The following is a 14267-nucleotide window of genomic DNA, read 5'->3' as shown; positions in this document are numbered from 1 at the left end:
TTGCTTGATTCAAATTGTTAAAGAGCGACGCAACAGTGTGTTGCTGCGGGAGTGGAATTCTACTCAACCGCCTTCTCGAGTCAAGCCTTATTTTCAAAGGCTTTTCGAGGTATCGACTTGGCTTTTTGCGTTGCCGCTTGCCCTGTCGATGGAGGCGCATTATAGGGAGCTGAAACTTTCTGGCAAGTCCCTCAAAGCAATAAAATTGCAAAAAATGGCAATTTTTTAGTTATTCATAACTAAGCACAGCTTTTATACAAGCTTATCCACAAAGTGAACCTAAGTTCGGAACAAGTTGGCAGCGTTCCTTGTATAGGTCTCTGCATCTTGTTGGTACTTACCCCCCTGCATCAGGTAAATGAAGGCTCGCCTCAAAGAAGAGGAATACCTATATAAGGAAGAAGTAGACGAAGGGCTAGGTTAATAGCCACAGTACACTTGAAGCAGTTGAGGCAGTTGAGGCAGTTGAGGCAGTTGAGGCAGTTGAGGCAGTTGAGGCAGTTGAGGCAGTTGAGGCAGTTGAGGCAGTTGAGGCAGTTGAGGCAGTTGAGGCAGTATCAGAATCCATTAAAAGAAAAGCCGGGACAAGCCCGGCTTTTTCTTTATCACTCAGCAGCTGCTTCAGCAGCGGCCGGGCGGTCTACCAGCTCAATGTAAGCCATAGGGGCGTTGTCGCCTGCACGGAAACCGCATTTCAGAATGCGAGTATAACCGCCGGCGCGCTCCAGGTAGCGCGGGCCCAGTTCATTGAACAGCTTAGCCACGATCGCGTTATCGCGAGTACGGGCAAATGCCAGGCGACGATTAGCAACGCTATCAGTCTTGGCAAGGGTGATCAGCGGTTCAACTACACGACGCAGCTCTTTTGCCTTAGGCAGAGTCGTCTTGATGATCTCATGACGAACCAGGGAGCTGGCCATGTTGCGGAACATAGCCTGACGATGGCTGCTGTTCCGGTTCAGTTGACGACCACTCAAACGATGGCGCATGACCTTATCCTTCTAACTAAATCTGTGAAACCCGTAATCTGGATTACTCGTCAGCGATGCTGGCGGGCGGCCAGTTCTCAAGGCGCATGCCAAGAGACAGACCACGGGAGGCCAACACGTCCTTGATCTCAGTCAGGGACTTCTTACCGAGGTTAGGAGTTTTAAGCAACTCAACTTCGGTACGCTGTACCAGATCACCAATATAGTGGATAGCTTCTGCCTTCAGACAGTTCGCTGAACGAACTGTCAGCTCCAAATCATCGACAGGACGCAGCAGAATCGGATCAAACTCGGGTTTCTCTTCTTTCTTCTCGGGCACGCTGACATCGCGCAGATCCACGAAGGCTTCCAGCTGCTCGGCCAAAATAGTGGCAGAACGGCGAATGGCTTCTTCCGGATCCAGAGTACCATTGGTCTCCATGTCGATAACCAGCTTGTCCAAGTCGGTGCGCTGTTCCACACGTGCCGCCTCAACATTGTAGGCGATGCGAACGATGGGGCTGAACGCGGAGTCCAGCAGCAGGCGACCAATAGGACGCTCTTCATCATCGTTGTGAACACGAGCAGAAGCAGGCACATAACCACGACCGCGCTGAACTTTCAGACGCATGCTGATCTCAGCATTGGCCCCTGTCAGGTGGCAGATTACGTGCTCCGGGTTTACGATCTCGACTTCATCACCGTGAGTGATATCACCAGCGGTAACGGGGCCTGTTCCAGACTTGGTCAGGGACAGAGTTACCTCGTCCTTACCTTCCAGCTTCACAGCGATACCTTTCAGGTTGAGCAGGATTTCAAGAATGTCTTCCTGTACACCTTCTTTGCTGCTGTACTCGTGCAGAACTCCGTCGATCTCGACTTCAGTAACTGCACAACCGGGCATAGATGACAGCAAAATACGACGCAGGGCATTACCCAGCGTGTGACCAAAGCCACGCTCAAGCGGCTCGAGAGTCACTTTCGCGTGAGTCGGGCTAACTTGCTCGATGTCAACTAGCCGCGGTTTAAGAAAATCTGTTACAGAACCCAGCATTGTGTCCTCTCTTTAGAAGCTAGCTTTACTTGGAGTAAAGCTCGACGATCAGCTGTTCGTTAATGTCGGCAGACAGGTCGGAACGCTCTGGCAGGCGCTTGAAAGCACCTTCCATCTTAGCAGCGTCAACCTCTACCCAAGTCGGCTTCTCGCGCTGACCAGCAACTTCCAGGGAAGCTTTGATACGCGCTTGCTTCTTAGCCTTCTCGCGAACGCAGATCACGTCCTCAGGGGATACCTGGAAAGAAGGAACATTCACAACGCGGCCGTTTACCATGATGGCTTTGTGGCTCACCAGCTGACGAGACTCAGCACGAGTGGCGCCGAAGCCCATGCGGTAGACGACGTTGTCCAGACGACCTTCCAGCAGCTGCAACAGGTTTTCACCGGTGTTACCCTTTTGACGGGCAGCGTCGCGGTAGTAGTTGCGGAACTGTTTTTCCAATACGCCGTAGATACGACGTACTTTTTGTTTCTCGCGCAGTTGCACGCCATAGTCGGACAGACGCGCTTTACGCGCACCGTGTTGACCAGGAACGGTGTCAATCTTGCACTTAGAATCAATCGCACGAACACCAGACTTCAGGAAGAGGTCGGTGCCCTCACGACGGCTAAGCTTAAGCTTAGGACCGATATATCTTGCCATCTTCTTTCTCCAACAATCCTAGACCAAGTAGCTACAGCGTTATACGCGGCGCTTCTTGGGAGGACGACAACCGTTGTGCGGGATCGGAGTCACATCAGTAATATTAGTGATGCGGAAACCAGCCGCGTTCAGAGCGCGGATGGAAGACTCACGACCGGGACCCGGACCTTTGACCATGACTTCCAGGTTCTTCACGCCGTATTCTTTGGCGATCTCACCAGCGCGCTCAGCAGCTACCTGGGCAGCAAACGGAGTGGACTTACGGGAACCACGGAAACCGGAACCACCAGAGGTAGCCCAAGACAGAGCATTGCCCTGACGGTCAGTAATGGTCACGATTGTGTTGTTGAAAGATGCATGAACGTGCGCAATACCGTCGCTCACTTGCTTTTTAACGCGCTTGCGAGCACGAGTCGGAGTTTTAGCCATTTTCTACCTTCCCGTTACTTCTTGATAGCCTTGCGCGGACCCTTACGGGTACGAGCGTTGGTCTTGGTACGTTGACCACGAACAGGCAGGCTACGACGGTGACGCAAACCACGGTAGCAACCCAGATCCATCAATCGCTTGATGTTCATGGAAATCTGACGACGCAGGTCACCTTCAACGGTGAATTTACCTACTTGTTCACGCAGACTCTCGATCTGAGCTTCGTCCAGGTCTTTAATTTTCACATTCTCAGCGATACCGGCTGCGGCACAGATGGCCTTGGAGCGGGTACGACCGACGCCATAAATCGCAGTCAACGCAATGACTGCATGCTTATGGTCAGGAATGTTAATGCCAGCGATACGGGCCACTATTCACTCCTACATATAGTAGATAACGACCACCACAAAGCCCGTGAGCGGATACGTGGCGGTCAACCAATACACAACAAAAGTTGGCTGGCTATATTAGCCAGCACAACTATTTGTTGCAAGTACTAACCGTAAAAAATTAGCCTTGGCGCTGTTTATGCTTTGGCTCGCTGCAAATCACACGCACCACACCGTGACGCTTGATGATTTTGCAGTTACGGCAGATTGCCTTAACGGAAGCACGAACTTTCATTGCTTAACTCCGTAACTACGCCGACCTTTAGCGGCCGTAGCCCTTCAGGTTGGCCTTCCTCAGGACGTCGCCATATTGATGAGACATCATATGGGTCTGAACCTGAGCCATGAAGTCCATGATAACTACCACGATAATCAGCAGCGAAGTGCCACCGAAGTAGAACTGTACGTTCCAGGCAGTCATCAAGAACTGGGGTACCAGACAGATAAAGGTTATATAGAGCGCACCTGCCAATGTCAGGCGAGTCATAACCTTATCGATGTAACGTGCTGTCTGCTCGCCCGGGCGGATCCCCGGGATAAAGGCTCCACTCTTCTTCAGATTATCTGCTGTCTCGCGGGGGTTGAACACCAGCGCGGTATAGAAGAAGCAGAAGAAGATAATGGCTGCTGCATAGAGCATCTCATACAAGGGTTGACCCGGCTGCAGGACCATAGAGACCTGTTGCAGGACATCAGCCACCTTGCCCTCGCCCTGACCAAACCAAGAGGTAATGGTCCCTGGGAAGAGGATGATGCTGGATGCGAAAATCGCAGGAATCACACCAGCCATATTCACTTTCAACGGCAGGTGTGTGCTTTGCGCGGCGAATACCTGGCGGCCTTGTTGACGCTTGGCATAGTTAACGACGATACGACGCTGACCACGCTCCACGAACACCACAAAGTAAGTCACTGCGAAAACAATCAAGCCCAGCAACAACAACAGCAGGATGTGCAATTCCCCTTGACGTGCCTGTTCGGCCGTAGCGCCAATGGCATGAGGCAGACCAGCAACGATACCCGTGAAAATAATCAGCGAGATACCATTACCAATCCCACGCTCGGTAATCTGTTCACCCAACCACATCAAGAACATGGTACCGGTGACCAGACTCACAACGGCTGTGAAATAGAAGCCCAAACCCGGATGAGTCACGAGTCCTTGCATCATATTCGGCAGACCGGTTGCAATACCAATGGCCTGGAACGTTCCCAAAACCAGCGTGCCCCAACGGGTATATTGGCTAATCTTGCGACGGCCGGATTCACCCTCTTTCTTGAGTTCAGCAAGAGCAGGATGAACCACAGTCAGCAGCTGGATAATGATCGACGCCGAAATGTACGGCATGATCCCCAGCGCAAGAATAGAAGCACGCGAGAGTGCACCACCACTGAACATGTTGAACATCTCAATGATGGTGCCCTTCTGTTGTTGGAACAACTCGGCCAGTACGGCGGCGTCAATACCAGGAATCGGCACATAAGAGCCTGCGCGGAACACGATAATTGCCCCGAGAACGAAGAGCAGACGGCTCTTCAGTTCACTCAGACCACCTTGTGCTTTAACATCCAATCCTGGTTTCTTAGCCATTGTACTGATTATTCCTCGATTTTACCGCCAGCGGCCTCGATGGCTGCGCGTGCACCTTTGGTGACGGACAGACCACGAACGGTCACAGCACGGTCAATGTTGCCAGACAGAACAACTTTAGCGAAAACGATGTTCTTGGTAACAACACCGGCTTGCTTCAGAGTGCTCAGATCGACCACATCACCTTCTACCAGGGCGATTTCGTTCAGGCGCACTTCGGCAGAAACCAAAGATTTGCGAGAGAAGAAACCGAACTTCGGCAGACGGATTTTCAAAGGCATCTGGCCACCCTCGAAACCGTTGCGGACTTTACCGCCACCGGAACGAGAAGTTTGACCTTTCACACCACGACCACCGGTCTTGCCCAGACCAGAACCGATACCACGGCCCGGACGGTGCTTAACACGCTTGGAACCAGCGGCCGGAGACAGAGTATTCAGACGCATGCTTAGCCCTCCACCTTAACCATGTAATAAACCTGGTTGATCATGCCGCGTACGCAGGGAGTATCTTCCAGCTCAACGGTGTGACCAATGCGACGCAGACCCAGACCACGCAGAGTCGCCTTGTGCTTTGGCAGACGGCCGATAGAGCTGCGAGTTTGAGTTACTTTTACAGTGTTAGCCATGTCGCATTACCCCAGAATTTCTTCAACGCGCAGACCACGCTTGGCAGCGATCTGTTCCGGTGATTGACCGTGAACCAGAGCGTCTACAGTTGCGCGAACAACGTTGATTGGGTTGGTGGAACCGTAGGTCTTGGCCAGCACGTTGTGGATACCGGCAACTTCCAGCACAGCACGCATGGCGCCGCCTGCAATGATACCAGTACCTTGTGAGGCCGGCTTCATGAACACGGTGGAACCGGAGTGAACACCGCGCACCGGGTGGTGCAGAGTGCCATTGTTCAGCTCAACCTTGTTCAGGTTACGCTTAGCCTGTTCCATTGCCTTTTGAATGGCAGCCGGAACTTCACGGGCCTTACCGTAACCGTAACCTACACGGCCGTTACCATCACCCACCACGGTCAACGCGGTGAAGGACATGATACGACCACCTTTAACAGTTTTCGAAACACGGTTTACTGCAATCAGCTTTTCTTGCAGTTCGCCGGCTTGAGATTCGACTTTAGCCATCTTCGACTCCTAGCTTAGAACTGAAGACCAGCGTCACGAGCAGCGGCAGCCAGAGCGGCTACACGACCGTGATACTTGAAACCGGAACGATCGAAAGATACGTTCTGAACGCCTTTGGCAATAGCACGCTCAGCGATTGCTTTACCTACAGCGGTAGCAGCATCTGCGTTACCGGTGTATTTAATAGCTTCACTGATGGCTTTCTCTACTGTAGAAGCAGAGGCCAGAACTTCGGAACCGTTGGCTGCGATAACCTGCGCATAGATATGACGCGGGGTACGGTGAACAACCAGACGGGTAGCTCCCAGTTCCTGCATCTTTTTCCGAGCACGAGTAGCACGACGGAGACGAGCTGCTTTCTTGTCCATAGTGTTACCTTACTTCTTCTTAGCTTCTTTAGTACGCACTTGCTCGTTGGCATAGCGTACACCCTTGCCCTTGTAGGGCTCCGGAGCGCGGTAAGCACGGATATCGGCGGCGACTTGGCCAACCAGCTGCTTGTCCACACCACGCAGAATGATCTCTGTGGCGGACGGACATTCAGCGGTGACACCAGCCGGCAGCGCATGCTCAACCGGGTGAGAGAAGCCCAGAGCCAGCGCGACAGCATTGCCCTTGATGGAGGCTTTGTAGCCTACACCAACCAGCTGCAGCTTACGCTCGAAGCCTTGGGTAACACCGATTACCATGTTGTTAGCCAATGCACGTGCAGTACCGGCCTGAGCGTCAGCACCAGCGATGCCGTCGCGCGGGGCGAACTTCAGTACATTGTCTTCTTTGGTCACTTCTACACCGGCGTGGATGGAACGAACCAGAGAACCTTTACCACCTTTGATGGACAGTTCCTGACCGTTCAGAGTCACCTCTACGCCAGCAGGAATAGTGACGGGTGCCTTAGCAACGCGAGACATTTCCGACCTCCTATTAAGCGACGTAGCAGATGATCTCACCACCCATGCTTGCCTTACGGGCAGCACGGTCGGTCATCACACCTTTAGACGTGGACACGATAGCAACACCGAGACCGCCCATGACTTTCGGCAGATCAGTAGTGCGCTTGTAAATACGCAGGCCGGGACGGCTCACGCGTTGGATCAGTTCTACAACCGGCTTGCCCTGGAAATATTTCAATTCAATTTCCAGTTCCGGCTTCACGTCACCAGCTACGTTGTAGCCAGCGATGTAACCTTCTTCCTTCAGCACTTTGGCGATAGCCACTTTCAGCTTGGAAGAAGGCATGGAAACCGCAACTTTGCTCGCCGCCTGACCGTTACGGATGCGGGTCAGCATATCCGCGATCGGATCTTGCATGCTCATAGTCTAACTCCCGAGATTCTTACCAAGAGGCCTTTTTGAGGCCCGGAATTTCGCCCTTCATGGCATGCTCACGCACCTTGATGCGAGAGAGGCCAAACTTCCGCAGGAAACCGTGCGGACGACCAGTGATGTTGCAACGGTTACGCTGGCGGGACGGACTGGAATCACGGGGCAGCTGTTGCAGTTGCAAGACAGCATCCCAACGCGCTTCTTCAGAAGCGTTCATATCAACGATGATAGCTTTCAGCTCGGTACGCTTGGTCGCGAACTTGGCTGCCAGCTTCGCACGCTTTGCTTCACGTGCTTTCATGGATGTTTTAGCCATAACCCTAACCTTACTTGCGGAATGGGAAGTTAAAGGCAGCCAGCAGAGCACGGCCTTCTTCGTCGGTATTCGCGGAAGTGGTGATGGTGATATCCAGACCACGGACGCGATCGACCTTGTCATAGTCGATTTCCGGGAAGATGATTTGCTCACGCACGCCCATGGAGTAGTTACCACGGCCATCGAACGCCTTGGCGTTCAGACCACGGAAGTCACGGATACGCGGTACGGAGATGCAAATCAGCCGTTCCAGGAACTCCCACATACGCTCGCCACGCAGGGTTACTTTACAACCTATCGGGTAGCCTTCACGAATCTTGAAGCCCGCAACAGATTTGCGTGCTTTGGTGATCAGCGGTTTCTGACCGGAAATGGCAGCCATATCGGCAGCAGCATTTTCCAGCAACTTCTTGTCAGAGATCGCTTCACCAACACCCATGTTCAGGGTGATTTTCTCGATCCGAGGGACTTGCATGATAGTCTTGTAACCGAACTGCTTGGACAGTTCATTTACTACATCGGATTTGTAGTAATCATGCAGTTTCGCCATCGTTAAACTCCAATTACTTCACAAGTTCGCCGGTGGATTTGAAGAAACGGACTTTCTTGCCGTCTTCAATCCGGAAACCAACGCGGTCAGCCTTGCCAGTGGCAGAGTTGAACAGCGCGATGTTAGATACATCGATGGGGGCTTCTTTGGTGACGATACCGCCAGCCTGACCCAGTGCGGGTACCGGCTTCTGGTGTTTCTTCACCTGGTTGATGCCTTCCACGATTACCTTACCTTTTGCAATCAGGACTTGAGTGACTTTGCCACGCTTGCCCTTGTCTTTGCCGGTAAGAACAATTACTTCGTCTTCGCGACGGATTTTAGCTGCCATCGTTCGACTCCTTACAGTACTTCGGGTGCCAGGGACACAATCTTCATGAACTTCTCATTACGGAGTTCACGGGTCACCGGGCCAAAAATACGAGTACCGATTGGCTGTTGGTTGTTGTTAAGCAACACAGCCGCATTGTTGTCGAAACGGATGACAGAGCCGTCCGGACGACGAACGCCTTTACGGGTGCGTACGACCACCGCGTTATACACATCACCTTTCTTCACTTTACCGCGAGGAATAGCTTCCTTGATGGAAACCTTGATGATGTCGCCGATGCCGGCATAACGGCGGTGCGAACCACCCAGAACCTTAATACACATTACACTGCGAGCGCCGGAGTTGTCGGCAACACCCAGCATACTTTGCATCTGGATCATCTTAGTGCTCCGCTTTGTTTACTTCTTATCCCTGATGGGATCTGGCTGCCTTCAAAAGGCGCGAAACTATAACACAGGTATTTTTGAAAAGGTAGCCTAAAAAACAAACGGCCCCGATGGGGGGCCGTTTGGGCTAGAAAGTACCGAATTAGGCCTTTTCTACGACAGCAACCAGGGTCCAGGACTTGGTCTTGGACAGCGGGCGGCATTCGCGGATTTCCACGAGATCGCCAGCTTTACACTCGTTGTTCTCGTCATGTACGTGCAGCTTGGTAGTGCGCTTGATGATCTTACCGTAGATCGGGTGCTTTACCTTGCGCTCGATAGCGACGGTGATGGACTTGTCCATCTTGTCGCTGATTACACGACCTTGCAGAGTACGGATCTTGTCAGTCATTACGCACCTGCCTTCTCAGTCAGTACAGTCTTGATACGTGCGACGTCACGACGCACTTGTTTCAGAGTGTGAGTCTGAGCCAGTTGGCCGGTGGAAGCTTGCATGCGCATGTTGAATTGCTCACGCAGCAGACCCAGCAGCTCCTGGTTCAGTTCTTCGACGCTCTTTTGACGCAGATCTTGGGCTTTCATCACATCACCGTCTTAATTACGAAAGTGGTCTGAACGGACAGCTTAGCTGCGGCCAGGGCAAACGCTTCACGCGCCAGAGCCTCAGGTACACCATCCATCTCGTACAGAACCTTGCCAGGCTGGATCGGGCAGACCCAATATTCCACGTTACCCTTACCTTTACCCATACGAACTTCGAGGGGCTTTTCGGTGATGGGCTTGTCCGGGAACACACGGATCCAGATCTTACCTTGACGCTTTACGTGACGGGTCATGGCACGACGGGCTGCTTCGATTTGACGAGCAGTCAGTTGACCACGAGATGTCGCCTTCAGGCCAAAGGTACCGAAGGATACTTCGTTACCAGAGTTGGCCAGACCGCGGTTACGACCCTTATGGGTCTTGCGGAATTTAGTACGCTTAGGTTGCAACATTTACCGAATCTCCTTACTTAGCAGCGCGGCGCTTGTTGTCACGCTTGGGCTTTGCAGGAGCTTGCTCTTGAGCAGCGGCAGCGTTAACAGCAGCCAGACCGCCCAGAACTTCGCCCTTGAAGATCCAAACTTTGACGCCGATCACACCGTAAGTGGTGTGGGCTTCAGAAGTTGCGTAGTCGATGTCGGCACGCAGGGTGTGCAAAGGCACACGACCTTCACGGTACCATTCGGTACGCGCGATTTCAGCGCCGCCCAGACGACCGGACACTTCTACTTTGATGCCCTTGGCACCCAGGCGCATGGCGTTCTGTACGGCGCGCTTCATAGCGCGACGGAACATTACGCGACGTTCCAGCTGAGAAGTGATGCTGTCGGCAACGAGTTTGCCATCCAGCTCCGGCTTGCGGACTTCGGAAATGTTGATCTGAGCAGGCACGCCAGCAATAGCGGCTACAGCTTTGCGCAGTTTCTCAACGTCTTCGCCTTTCTTGCCGATCACGACACCCGGACGAGCGGTGTGAATGGTCACACGGATGCTCTTGGCCGGACGCTCGATGGTGATCTTGGACAAGGAAGCGTTTTTCAGCTCCTTGGTCAGGAACTGGCGTACTTGGAAATCGCTGTACAGGTTGTCAGCGAAGTCTTTGGTGTTCGCGAACCAGGTAGAATTCCAAGGCTTGGTAATACCCAGGCGAATGCCATTAGGATGTACTTTCTGACCCATTGCTTATCTCCCAGCCTTAGCGTCGGATACCACTACAGTGATGTGAGCGGTACGCTTGAGGATACGATCCGCGCGACCTTTGGCACGCGGGCGGATGCGCTTCATGGAGGGACCTTCGTCTACCATGATGGTGGCAACACGCAGGGCGTCGATGTCGGCGCCTTCGTTGTGCTCAGCGTTTGCAATGGCAGATTCCAGCACTTTCTTCACCAGAACCGCAGCCTTTTTCGGGCTGAAGGTCAGGATGTTCAGAGCCTTGTCTACGGACAGACCACGTACTTGATCGGCTACCAGACGAGCTTTCTGGGCAGAAGTACGGGCATAACGGTGTTTAGCGATAGCTTCCATCATTTATCCCTTAGCGCTTCTTAGCCTTCTTATCAGCAGCATGGCCGCGATAAGTACGAGTCGGTGCGAATTCACCCAGTTTGTGACCGATCATTTCTTCGGTAACGAAAACCGGAACGTGCTGACGACCATTATGGACAGCGATGGTCAAACCGATCATGTTCGGGATGATCATTGAACGACGGGACCAGGTCTTAACCGGCTTTTTATCCCCGCTTTCCACCGCTTTCTCTACCTTCTTCAGCAAGTGCAGGTCAATAAATGGACCCTTCTTGAGAGAACGTGGCATGGTGATTCCTCTATGTTAACAATTACTTGTTACGACGACGTACGATGTACTTGTCGGTACGCTTGTTCTTACGGGTCTTGAAGCCCTTAGCCTTCTGGCCCCATGGGGACACAGGCTGCATGCCCTTGTTACGACCCTCACCACCACCGTGCGGGTGATCAACCGGGTTCATCGCCATACCGCGAACGGTCGGACGAATACCACGCCAGCGGTTTGCACCGGCTTTACCCAGTTGACGCAGCATGTGCTCGGAGTTACCCACTTCACCAATGGTGGCGCGGCACTCGGCCAGAACTTTACGTACTTCGCCGGAACGCAGACGCAGAGTTACATAGTTACCTTCACGAGCCAGAATCTGGATGAAAGTACCAGCGGAACGAGCCAGCTGAGCACCTTTACCAGGCTTCATTTCTACGGCGTGAACGGTAGAACCAACCGGGATGTTACGCATCGGCAGGGAGTTACCTACCTTGATCGCAGCATCAGCACCAGAAGCGATAGCATCACCTGCTTTCAGGCCTTTCGGAGCCAGGATGTAACGACGCTCACCGTCTGCATACAGCACCAGGGCGATGTTTGCGGTACGGTTAGGATCGTATTCCAGACGCTCTACTTTGGCCGGAATGCCGTCTTTGTCGCGTTTGAAGTCGACGATACGGTAGTGTTGCTTGTGACCACCACCGATATGACGGGTAGTGATACGGCCGTTGTTGTTACGACCACCGGACTTGCTTTTGCTGTCCAGCAGAGCGGCGAAGGGCTTGCCCTTGTACAGCTCTTGGTTGACGATCTTGACGACGTGGCGGCGGCCCGGAGAAGTAGGCTTGCACTTAACGATTGCCATTTTTGAGAACTCCTCTTACTCGGCTGCGCCCATGAAGTCGATGTCCTGACCAGCTTTCAGGGTCACATAAGCCTTTTTCCAATCGGAACGACGGCCTACACGCGCACCTGAGCGCTTGGTCTTACCCTTCATGTTCAGGGTACGGACGGTCTCAACTTCGACCTCGAACAGTTTCGCAACTGCAGCTTTGACTTCCGCCTTGGTGGCATCAACAGCAACTTTGAACACGATAGTGTTCTGCTTTTCTGCGACCATGGTGCTCTTTTCAGAGATGTGCGGAGCCTTCAGAACTTTCAACAGACGTTCTTCGCGGATCATGCCAGCATCTCCTCGATTTGCTTAACTGCGTCAGCAGTCATCAGAATCTTGTCGAAAGCGATCAGGCTGACCGGGTCGATACCGGCAACATCACGCACGTCGACCTTGTACAGGTTGCGAGCAGCCAGGAACAGGTTCTCATCGACTTCAGCAGTCACGATCAGAACGTCAGTCAGTTCCATTTCTTTCAGCTTGGCGATCAGTTCTTTGGTCTTCGGCGCTTCGATGCCGAATTTCTCGACAACGATCAGGCGCTCTTGACGTACCAGCTCGGACAGGATGCTACGGATAGCGCCGCGGTACATCTTCTTGTTTACTTTCTGGCTGTGATCTTGCGGCTTAGCAGCAAAGGTCACACCACCGGAACGCCAGATGGGCGAACGGATGGAGCCAGCACGGGCACGACCAGTACCCTTCTGACGCCACGGCTTTTTGCCGCCACCAGACACTTCAGAGCGAGTCAGCTGCGCACGAGTACCCTGACGGGCACCAGCGGCATATGCAACGACGACCTGGTGAACCAGAGCTTCGTTGAATTCGCGCCCGAAGGTAGTCTCGGAAACTTCAAGAGCGCTCTTGGCGTCTTTCATTACCAATTCCATTACTATCTCCTCAGACGTTACGCTTTGACGGCAGGTTTGACGATCACGTTGCCGTTGGTTGCACCCGGTACTGCGCCTTTGATGAGCAGCAGGTTGCGTTCAGCGTCAACACGAACCAGTTCCAGGTTCTGAGTCGTTACACGCTCAGCACCCATGTGACCAGCCATCTTTTTGCCCTTGAATACACGGCCCGGGGTCTGGTTTTGACCGATGGAGCCAGGTACACGGTGGGACAGGGAGTTACCGTGGGTCATATCCTGGGTGCGGAAGTTCCAGCGCTTAACAGTACCGGCAAAACCTTTACCCTTGGATGTGCCGGTAACGTCTACCAGCTTAACGTCAGCGAGAAGATCTACTTTCAGCTCGCTACCAACAGTGAAAGTTTCACCGTTGTTCAGGCGGAATTCCCACAGACCGCGACCGGCTTCTACACCAGCTTTGGCGAAGTGGCCAGCTTCCGGCTTGGTCACACGGCTGGCTTTTTTGGCGCCAGTGGTAACCTGAATAGCGTTGTAGCCGTCGGTTTCTACAGATTTGACCTGAGTTACACGGTTAGCTTCAACTTCGATAACAGTCACCGGGATAGAAACGCCATCTTCAGTGAAGATGCGAGTCATACCCACTTTGCGACCTACAAGACCGATTGTCATTGTTATCAACCTCTTTCCGTAATTAACCCAGGCTGATCTGGACGTCTACACCAGCTGCCAGATCCAGACGCATCAGGGCGTCTACGGTCTTGTCAGTCGGCTCAACGATGTCTACCAGACGCTTGTGAGTGCGGATCTCGTACTGATCACGCGCATCTTTGTTGACGTGCGGGGAGATCAGGACGGTGAAGCGCTCTTTGCGAGTCGGCAGCGGAATAGGACCGCGAACCTGCGCGCCGGTGCGCTTTGCAGTTTCAACGATTTCCGCAGTGGATTGATCGATCAGGCGATGATCAAAAGCCTTCAGGCGGATACGGATTCTTTGGTTCTGCATTGACAGAGCTCCAATAGATAAAAGAACATAAATCAACAC

29 protein-coding genes are annotated in these 14267 nt (G+C 53.0%); 1 reads left to right on the top strand and 28 read right to left on the bottom strand.

Annotation, left to right across the window (positions count from 1 at the left end):
- Nucleotides 1–229, top strand: a 229-nt coding sequence (locus tag AC1IN8_RS18940) for a hypothetical protein (RefSeq protein WP_479760117.1), incomplete at its 5' end; no start/stop codon positions are given.
- Between the two features lie 376 nt (nt 230–605).
- On the opposite strand, the gene rplQ is transcribed toward AC1IN8_RS18940, so the two are convergent.
- The 28 genes from rplQ to rpsJ form a co-directional block, all read right to left on the bottom strand.
- Nucleotides 606–989: a 50S ribosomal protein L17 gene (gene rplQ / locus AC1IN8_RS18935; RefSeq protein ID WP_005307999.1), complete on the bottom strand. Its 384-nt coding sequence runs from the start codon at nt 987–989 to the stop codon at nt 606–608.
- Between the two features lie 43 nt (nt 990–1032).
- Entirely contained in the window at nt 1033–2022 is a 990-nt protein-coding gene (locus tag AC1IN8_RS18930; RefSeq protein WP_005307997.1) for a DNA-directed RNA polymerase subunit alpha, read from the bottom strand.
- A 25-nt stretch (nt 2023–2047) separates the two neighbouring features.
- Nucleotides 2048–2668 (bottom strand): 30S ribosomal protein S4, encoded by a 621-nt coding sequence (rpsD, locus tag AC1IN8_RS18925; RefSeq protein ID WP_010672568.1) that lies wholly within the window; start codon nt 2666–2668, stop codon nt 2048–2050.
- Nucleotides 2669–2707: 39 nt separating this feature from the next.
- Nucleotides 2708–3097, bottom strand: coding sequence for a 30S ribosomal protein S11 (gene rpsK / locus AC1IN8_RS18920; protein ID WP_005319702.1), 390 nt, complete (start codon nt 3095–3097; stop codon nt 2708–2710).
- 14 nt (nt 3098–3111) lie between these two features.
- The gene (rpsM, locus tag AC1IN8_RS18915; protein ID WP_005307991.1) at nt 3112–3468 is read right to left on the bottom strand and encodes a 30S ribosomal protein S13; all 357 of its coding nucleotides are present in this window, start codon (nt 3466–3468) and stop codon (nt 3112–3114) included.
- 139 nt (nt 3469–3607) lie between these two features.
- Nucleotides 3608–3721 carry a 50S ribosomal protein L36 gene (gene rpmJ, locus AC1IN8_RS18910; protein WP_005319705.1) on the bottom strand — a complete coding sequence of 38 codons (114 nt, stop codon included), beginning with the start codon at nt 3719–3721 and terminating at the stop codon, nt 3608–3610.
- Between the two features lie 27 nt (nt 3722–3748).
- Nucleotides 3749–5077 carry a preprotein translocase subunit SecY gene (gene secY, locus AC1IN8_RS18905; protein ID WP_042652867.1) on the bottom strand — a complete coding sequence of 443 codons (1329 nt, stop codon included), beginning with the start codon at nt 5075–5077 and terminating at the stop codon, nt 3749–3751.
- Between the two features lie 8 nt (nt 5078–5085).
- Nucleotides 5086–5523 carry a 50S ribosomal protein L15 gene (rplO, locus tag AC1IN8_RS18900; RefSeq protein ID WP_025325390.1) on the bottom strand — a complete coding sequence of 146 codons (438 nt, stop codon included), beginning with the start codon at nt 5521–5523 and terminating at the stop codon, nt 5086–5088.
- A gap of 2 nt (nt 5524–5525) precedes the next feature.
- A complete protein-coding gene (rpmD, locus tag AC1IN8_RS18895; RefSeq protein ID WP_005307985.1) occupies nt 5526–5705 on the bottom strand; it encodes a 50S ribosomal protein L30 in 180 nt (59 codons plus the stop codon).
- Nucleotides 5706–5711: 6 nt separating this feature from the next.
- Nucleotides 5712–6212: a 30S ribosomal protein S5 gene (rpsE, locus tag AC1IN8_RS18890; protein ID WP_005340605.1), complete on the bottom strand. Its 501-nt coding sequence runs from the start codon at nt 6210–6212 to the stop codon at nt 5712–5714.
- 14 nt (nt 6213–6226) lie between these two features.
- Nucleotides 6227–6580 (bottom strand): 50S ribosomal protein L18, encoded by a 354-nt coding sequence (gene rplR / locus AC1IN8_RS18885; RefSeq protein ID WP_025325389.1) that lies wholly within the window; start codon nt 6578–6580, stop codon nt 6227–6229.
- A gap of 9 nt (nt 6581–6589) precedes the next feature.
- Nucleotides 6590–7123 (bottom strand): 50S ribosomal protein L6, encoded by a 534-nt coding sequence (gene rplF, locus AC1IN8_RS18880; RefSeq protein WP_025325388.1) that lies wholly within the window; start codon nt 7121–7123, stop codon nt 6590–6592.
- 13 nt (nt 7124–7136) lie between these two features.
- Nucleotides 7137–7529, bottom strand: coding sequence for a 30S ribosomal protein S8 (gene rpsH / locus AC1IN8_RS18875; RefSeq protein WP_010672564.1), 393 nt, complete (start codon nt 7527–7529; stop codon nt 7137–7139).
- A 19-nt stretch (nt 7530–7548) separates the two neighbouring features.
- Complete coding sequence (gene rpsN / locus AC1IN8_RS18870) at nt 7549–7854, bottom strand: 30S ribosomal protein S14 (RefSeq protein WP_005331161.1); 306 nt, start codon at nt 7852–7854, stop codon at nt 7549–7551.
- 10 nt (nt 7855–7864) lie between these two features.
- Nucleotides 7865–8404, bottom strand: coding sequence for a 50S ribosomal protein L5 (gene rplE / locus AC1IN8_RS18865; RefSeq protein ID WP_005331162.1), 540 nt, complete (start codon nt 8402–8404; stop codon nt 7865–7867).
- A gap of 13 nt (nt 8405–8417) precedes the next feature.
- Entirely contained in the window at nt 8418–8735 is a 318-nt protein-coding gene (gene rplX, locus AC1IN8_RS18860) for a 50S ribosomal protein L24 (RefSeq protein WP_025325387.1), read from the bottom strand.
- 11 nt (nt 8736–8746) lie between these two features.
- The gene (rplN, locus tag AC1IN8_RS18855; RefSeq protein WP_005307975.1) at nt 8747–9115 is read right to left on the bottom strand and encodes a 50S ribosomal protein L14; all 369 of its coding nucleotides are present in this window, start codon (nt 9113–9115) and stop codon (nt 8747–8749) included.
- Nucleotides 9116–9263: 148 nt separating this feature from the next.
- A complete protein-coding gene (gene rpsQ / locus AC1IN8_RS18850) occupies nt 9264–9512 on the bottom strand; it encodes a 30S ribosomal protein S17 (protein ID WP_005307966.1) in 249 nt (82 codons plus the stop codon).
- On the bottom strand, nt 9512–9703 hold the full coding sequence (gene rpmC / locus AC1IN8_RS18845) for a 50S ribosomal protein L29 (protein ID WP_005307965.1): 192 nt from the start codon (nt 9701–9703) through the stop codon (nt 9512–9514). The genes rpsQ and rpmC overlap by 1 nt, the downstream gene beginning before the upstream one ends.
- A complete protein-coding gene (gene rplP / locus AC1IN8_RS18840; RefSeq protein WP_005307963.1) occupies nt 9703–10116 on the bottom strand; it encodes a 50S ribosomal protein L16 in 414 nt (137 codons plus the stop codon). The genes rpmC and rplP overlap by 1 nt, the downstream gene beginning before the upstream one ends.
- 13 nt (nt 10117–10129) lie before the next feature.
- Entirely contained in the window at nt 10130–10843 is a 714-nt protein-coding gene (gene rpsC / locus AC1IN8_RS18835; protein ID WP_005331168.1) for a 30S ribosomal protein S3, read from the bottom strand.
- A 3-nt stretch (nt 10844–10846) separates the two neighbouring features.
- Complete coding sequence (gene rplV, locus AC1IN8_RS18830; protein ID WP_005319741.1) at nt 10847–11191, bottom strand: 50S ribosomal protein L22; 345 nt, start codon at nt 11189–11191, stop codon at nt 10847–10849.
- A 10-nt stretch (nt 11192–11201) separates the two neighbouring features.
- Nucleotides 11202–11480: a 30S ribosomal protein S19 gene (rpsS, locus tag AC1IN8_RS18825; protein WP_005307960.1), complete on the bottom strand. Its 279-nt coding sequence runs from the start codon at nt 11478–11480 to the stop codon at nt 11202–11204.
- A 22-nt stretch (nt 11481–11502) separates the two neighbouring features.
- Nucleotides 11503–12324, bottom strand: coding sequence for a 50S ribosomal protein L2 (gene rplB, locus AC1IN8_RS18820; RefSeq protein ID WP_005331177.1), 822 nt, complete (start codon nt 12322–12324; stop codon nt 11503–11505).
- 15 nt (nt 12325–12339) lie between these two features.
- On the bottom strand, nt 12340–12642 hold the full coding sequence (gene rplW / locus AC1IN8_RS18815) for a 50S ribosomal protein L23 (protein WP_005331199.1): 303 nt from the start codon (nt 12640–12642) through the stop codon (nt 12340–12342).
- The gene (gene rplD / locus AC1IN8_RS18810; protein WP_025325386.1) at nt 12639–13244 is read right to left on the bottom strand and encodes a 50S ribosomal protein L4; all 606 of its coding nucleotides are present in this window, start codon (nt 13242–13244) and stop codon (nt 12639–12641) included. Before rplD ends, rplW begins: the two co-directional genes overlap by 4 nt.
- A gap of 17 nt (nt 13245–13261) precedes the next feature.
- Complete coding sequence (gene rplC / locus AC1IN8_RS18805) at nt 13262–13894, bottom strand: 50S ribosomal protein L3 (RefSeq protein ID WP_010672559.1); 633 nt, start codon at nt 13892–13894, stop codon at nt 13262–13264.
- A gap of 22 nt (nt 13895–13916) precedes the next feature.
- Nucleotides 13917–14228, bottom strand: a complete 312-nt coding sequence (gene rpsJ, locus AC1IN8_RS18800) for a 30S ribosomal protein S10 (protein ID WP_005307944.1) — start codon at nt 14226–14228, stop codon at nt 13917–13919.
- Nucleotides 14229–14267: the final 39 nt, after the last annotated feature.

The sequence above is a fragment of the Aeromonas sp. 130281 genome (assembly GCF_056642115.1).
This window is presented reverse-complemented; position numbering and strand designations above follow the sequence as displayed.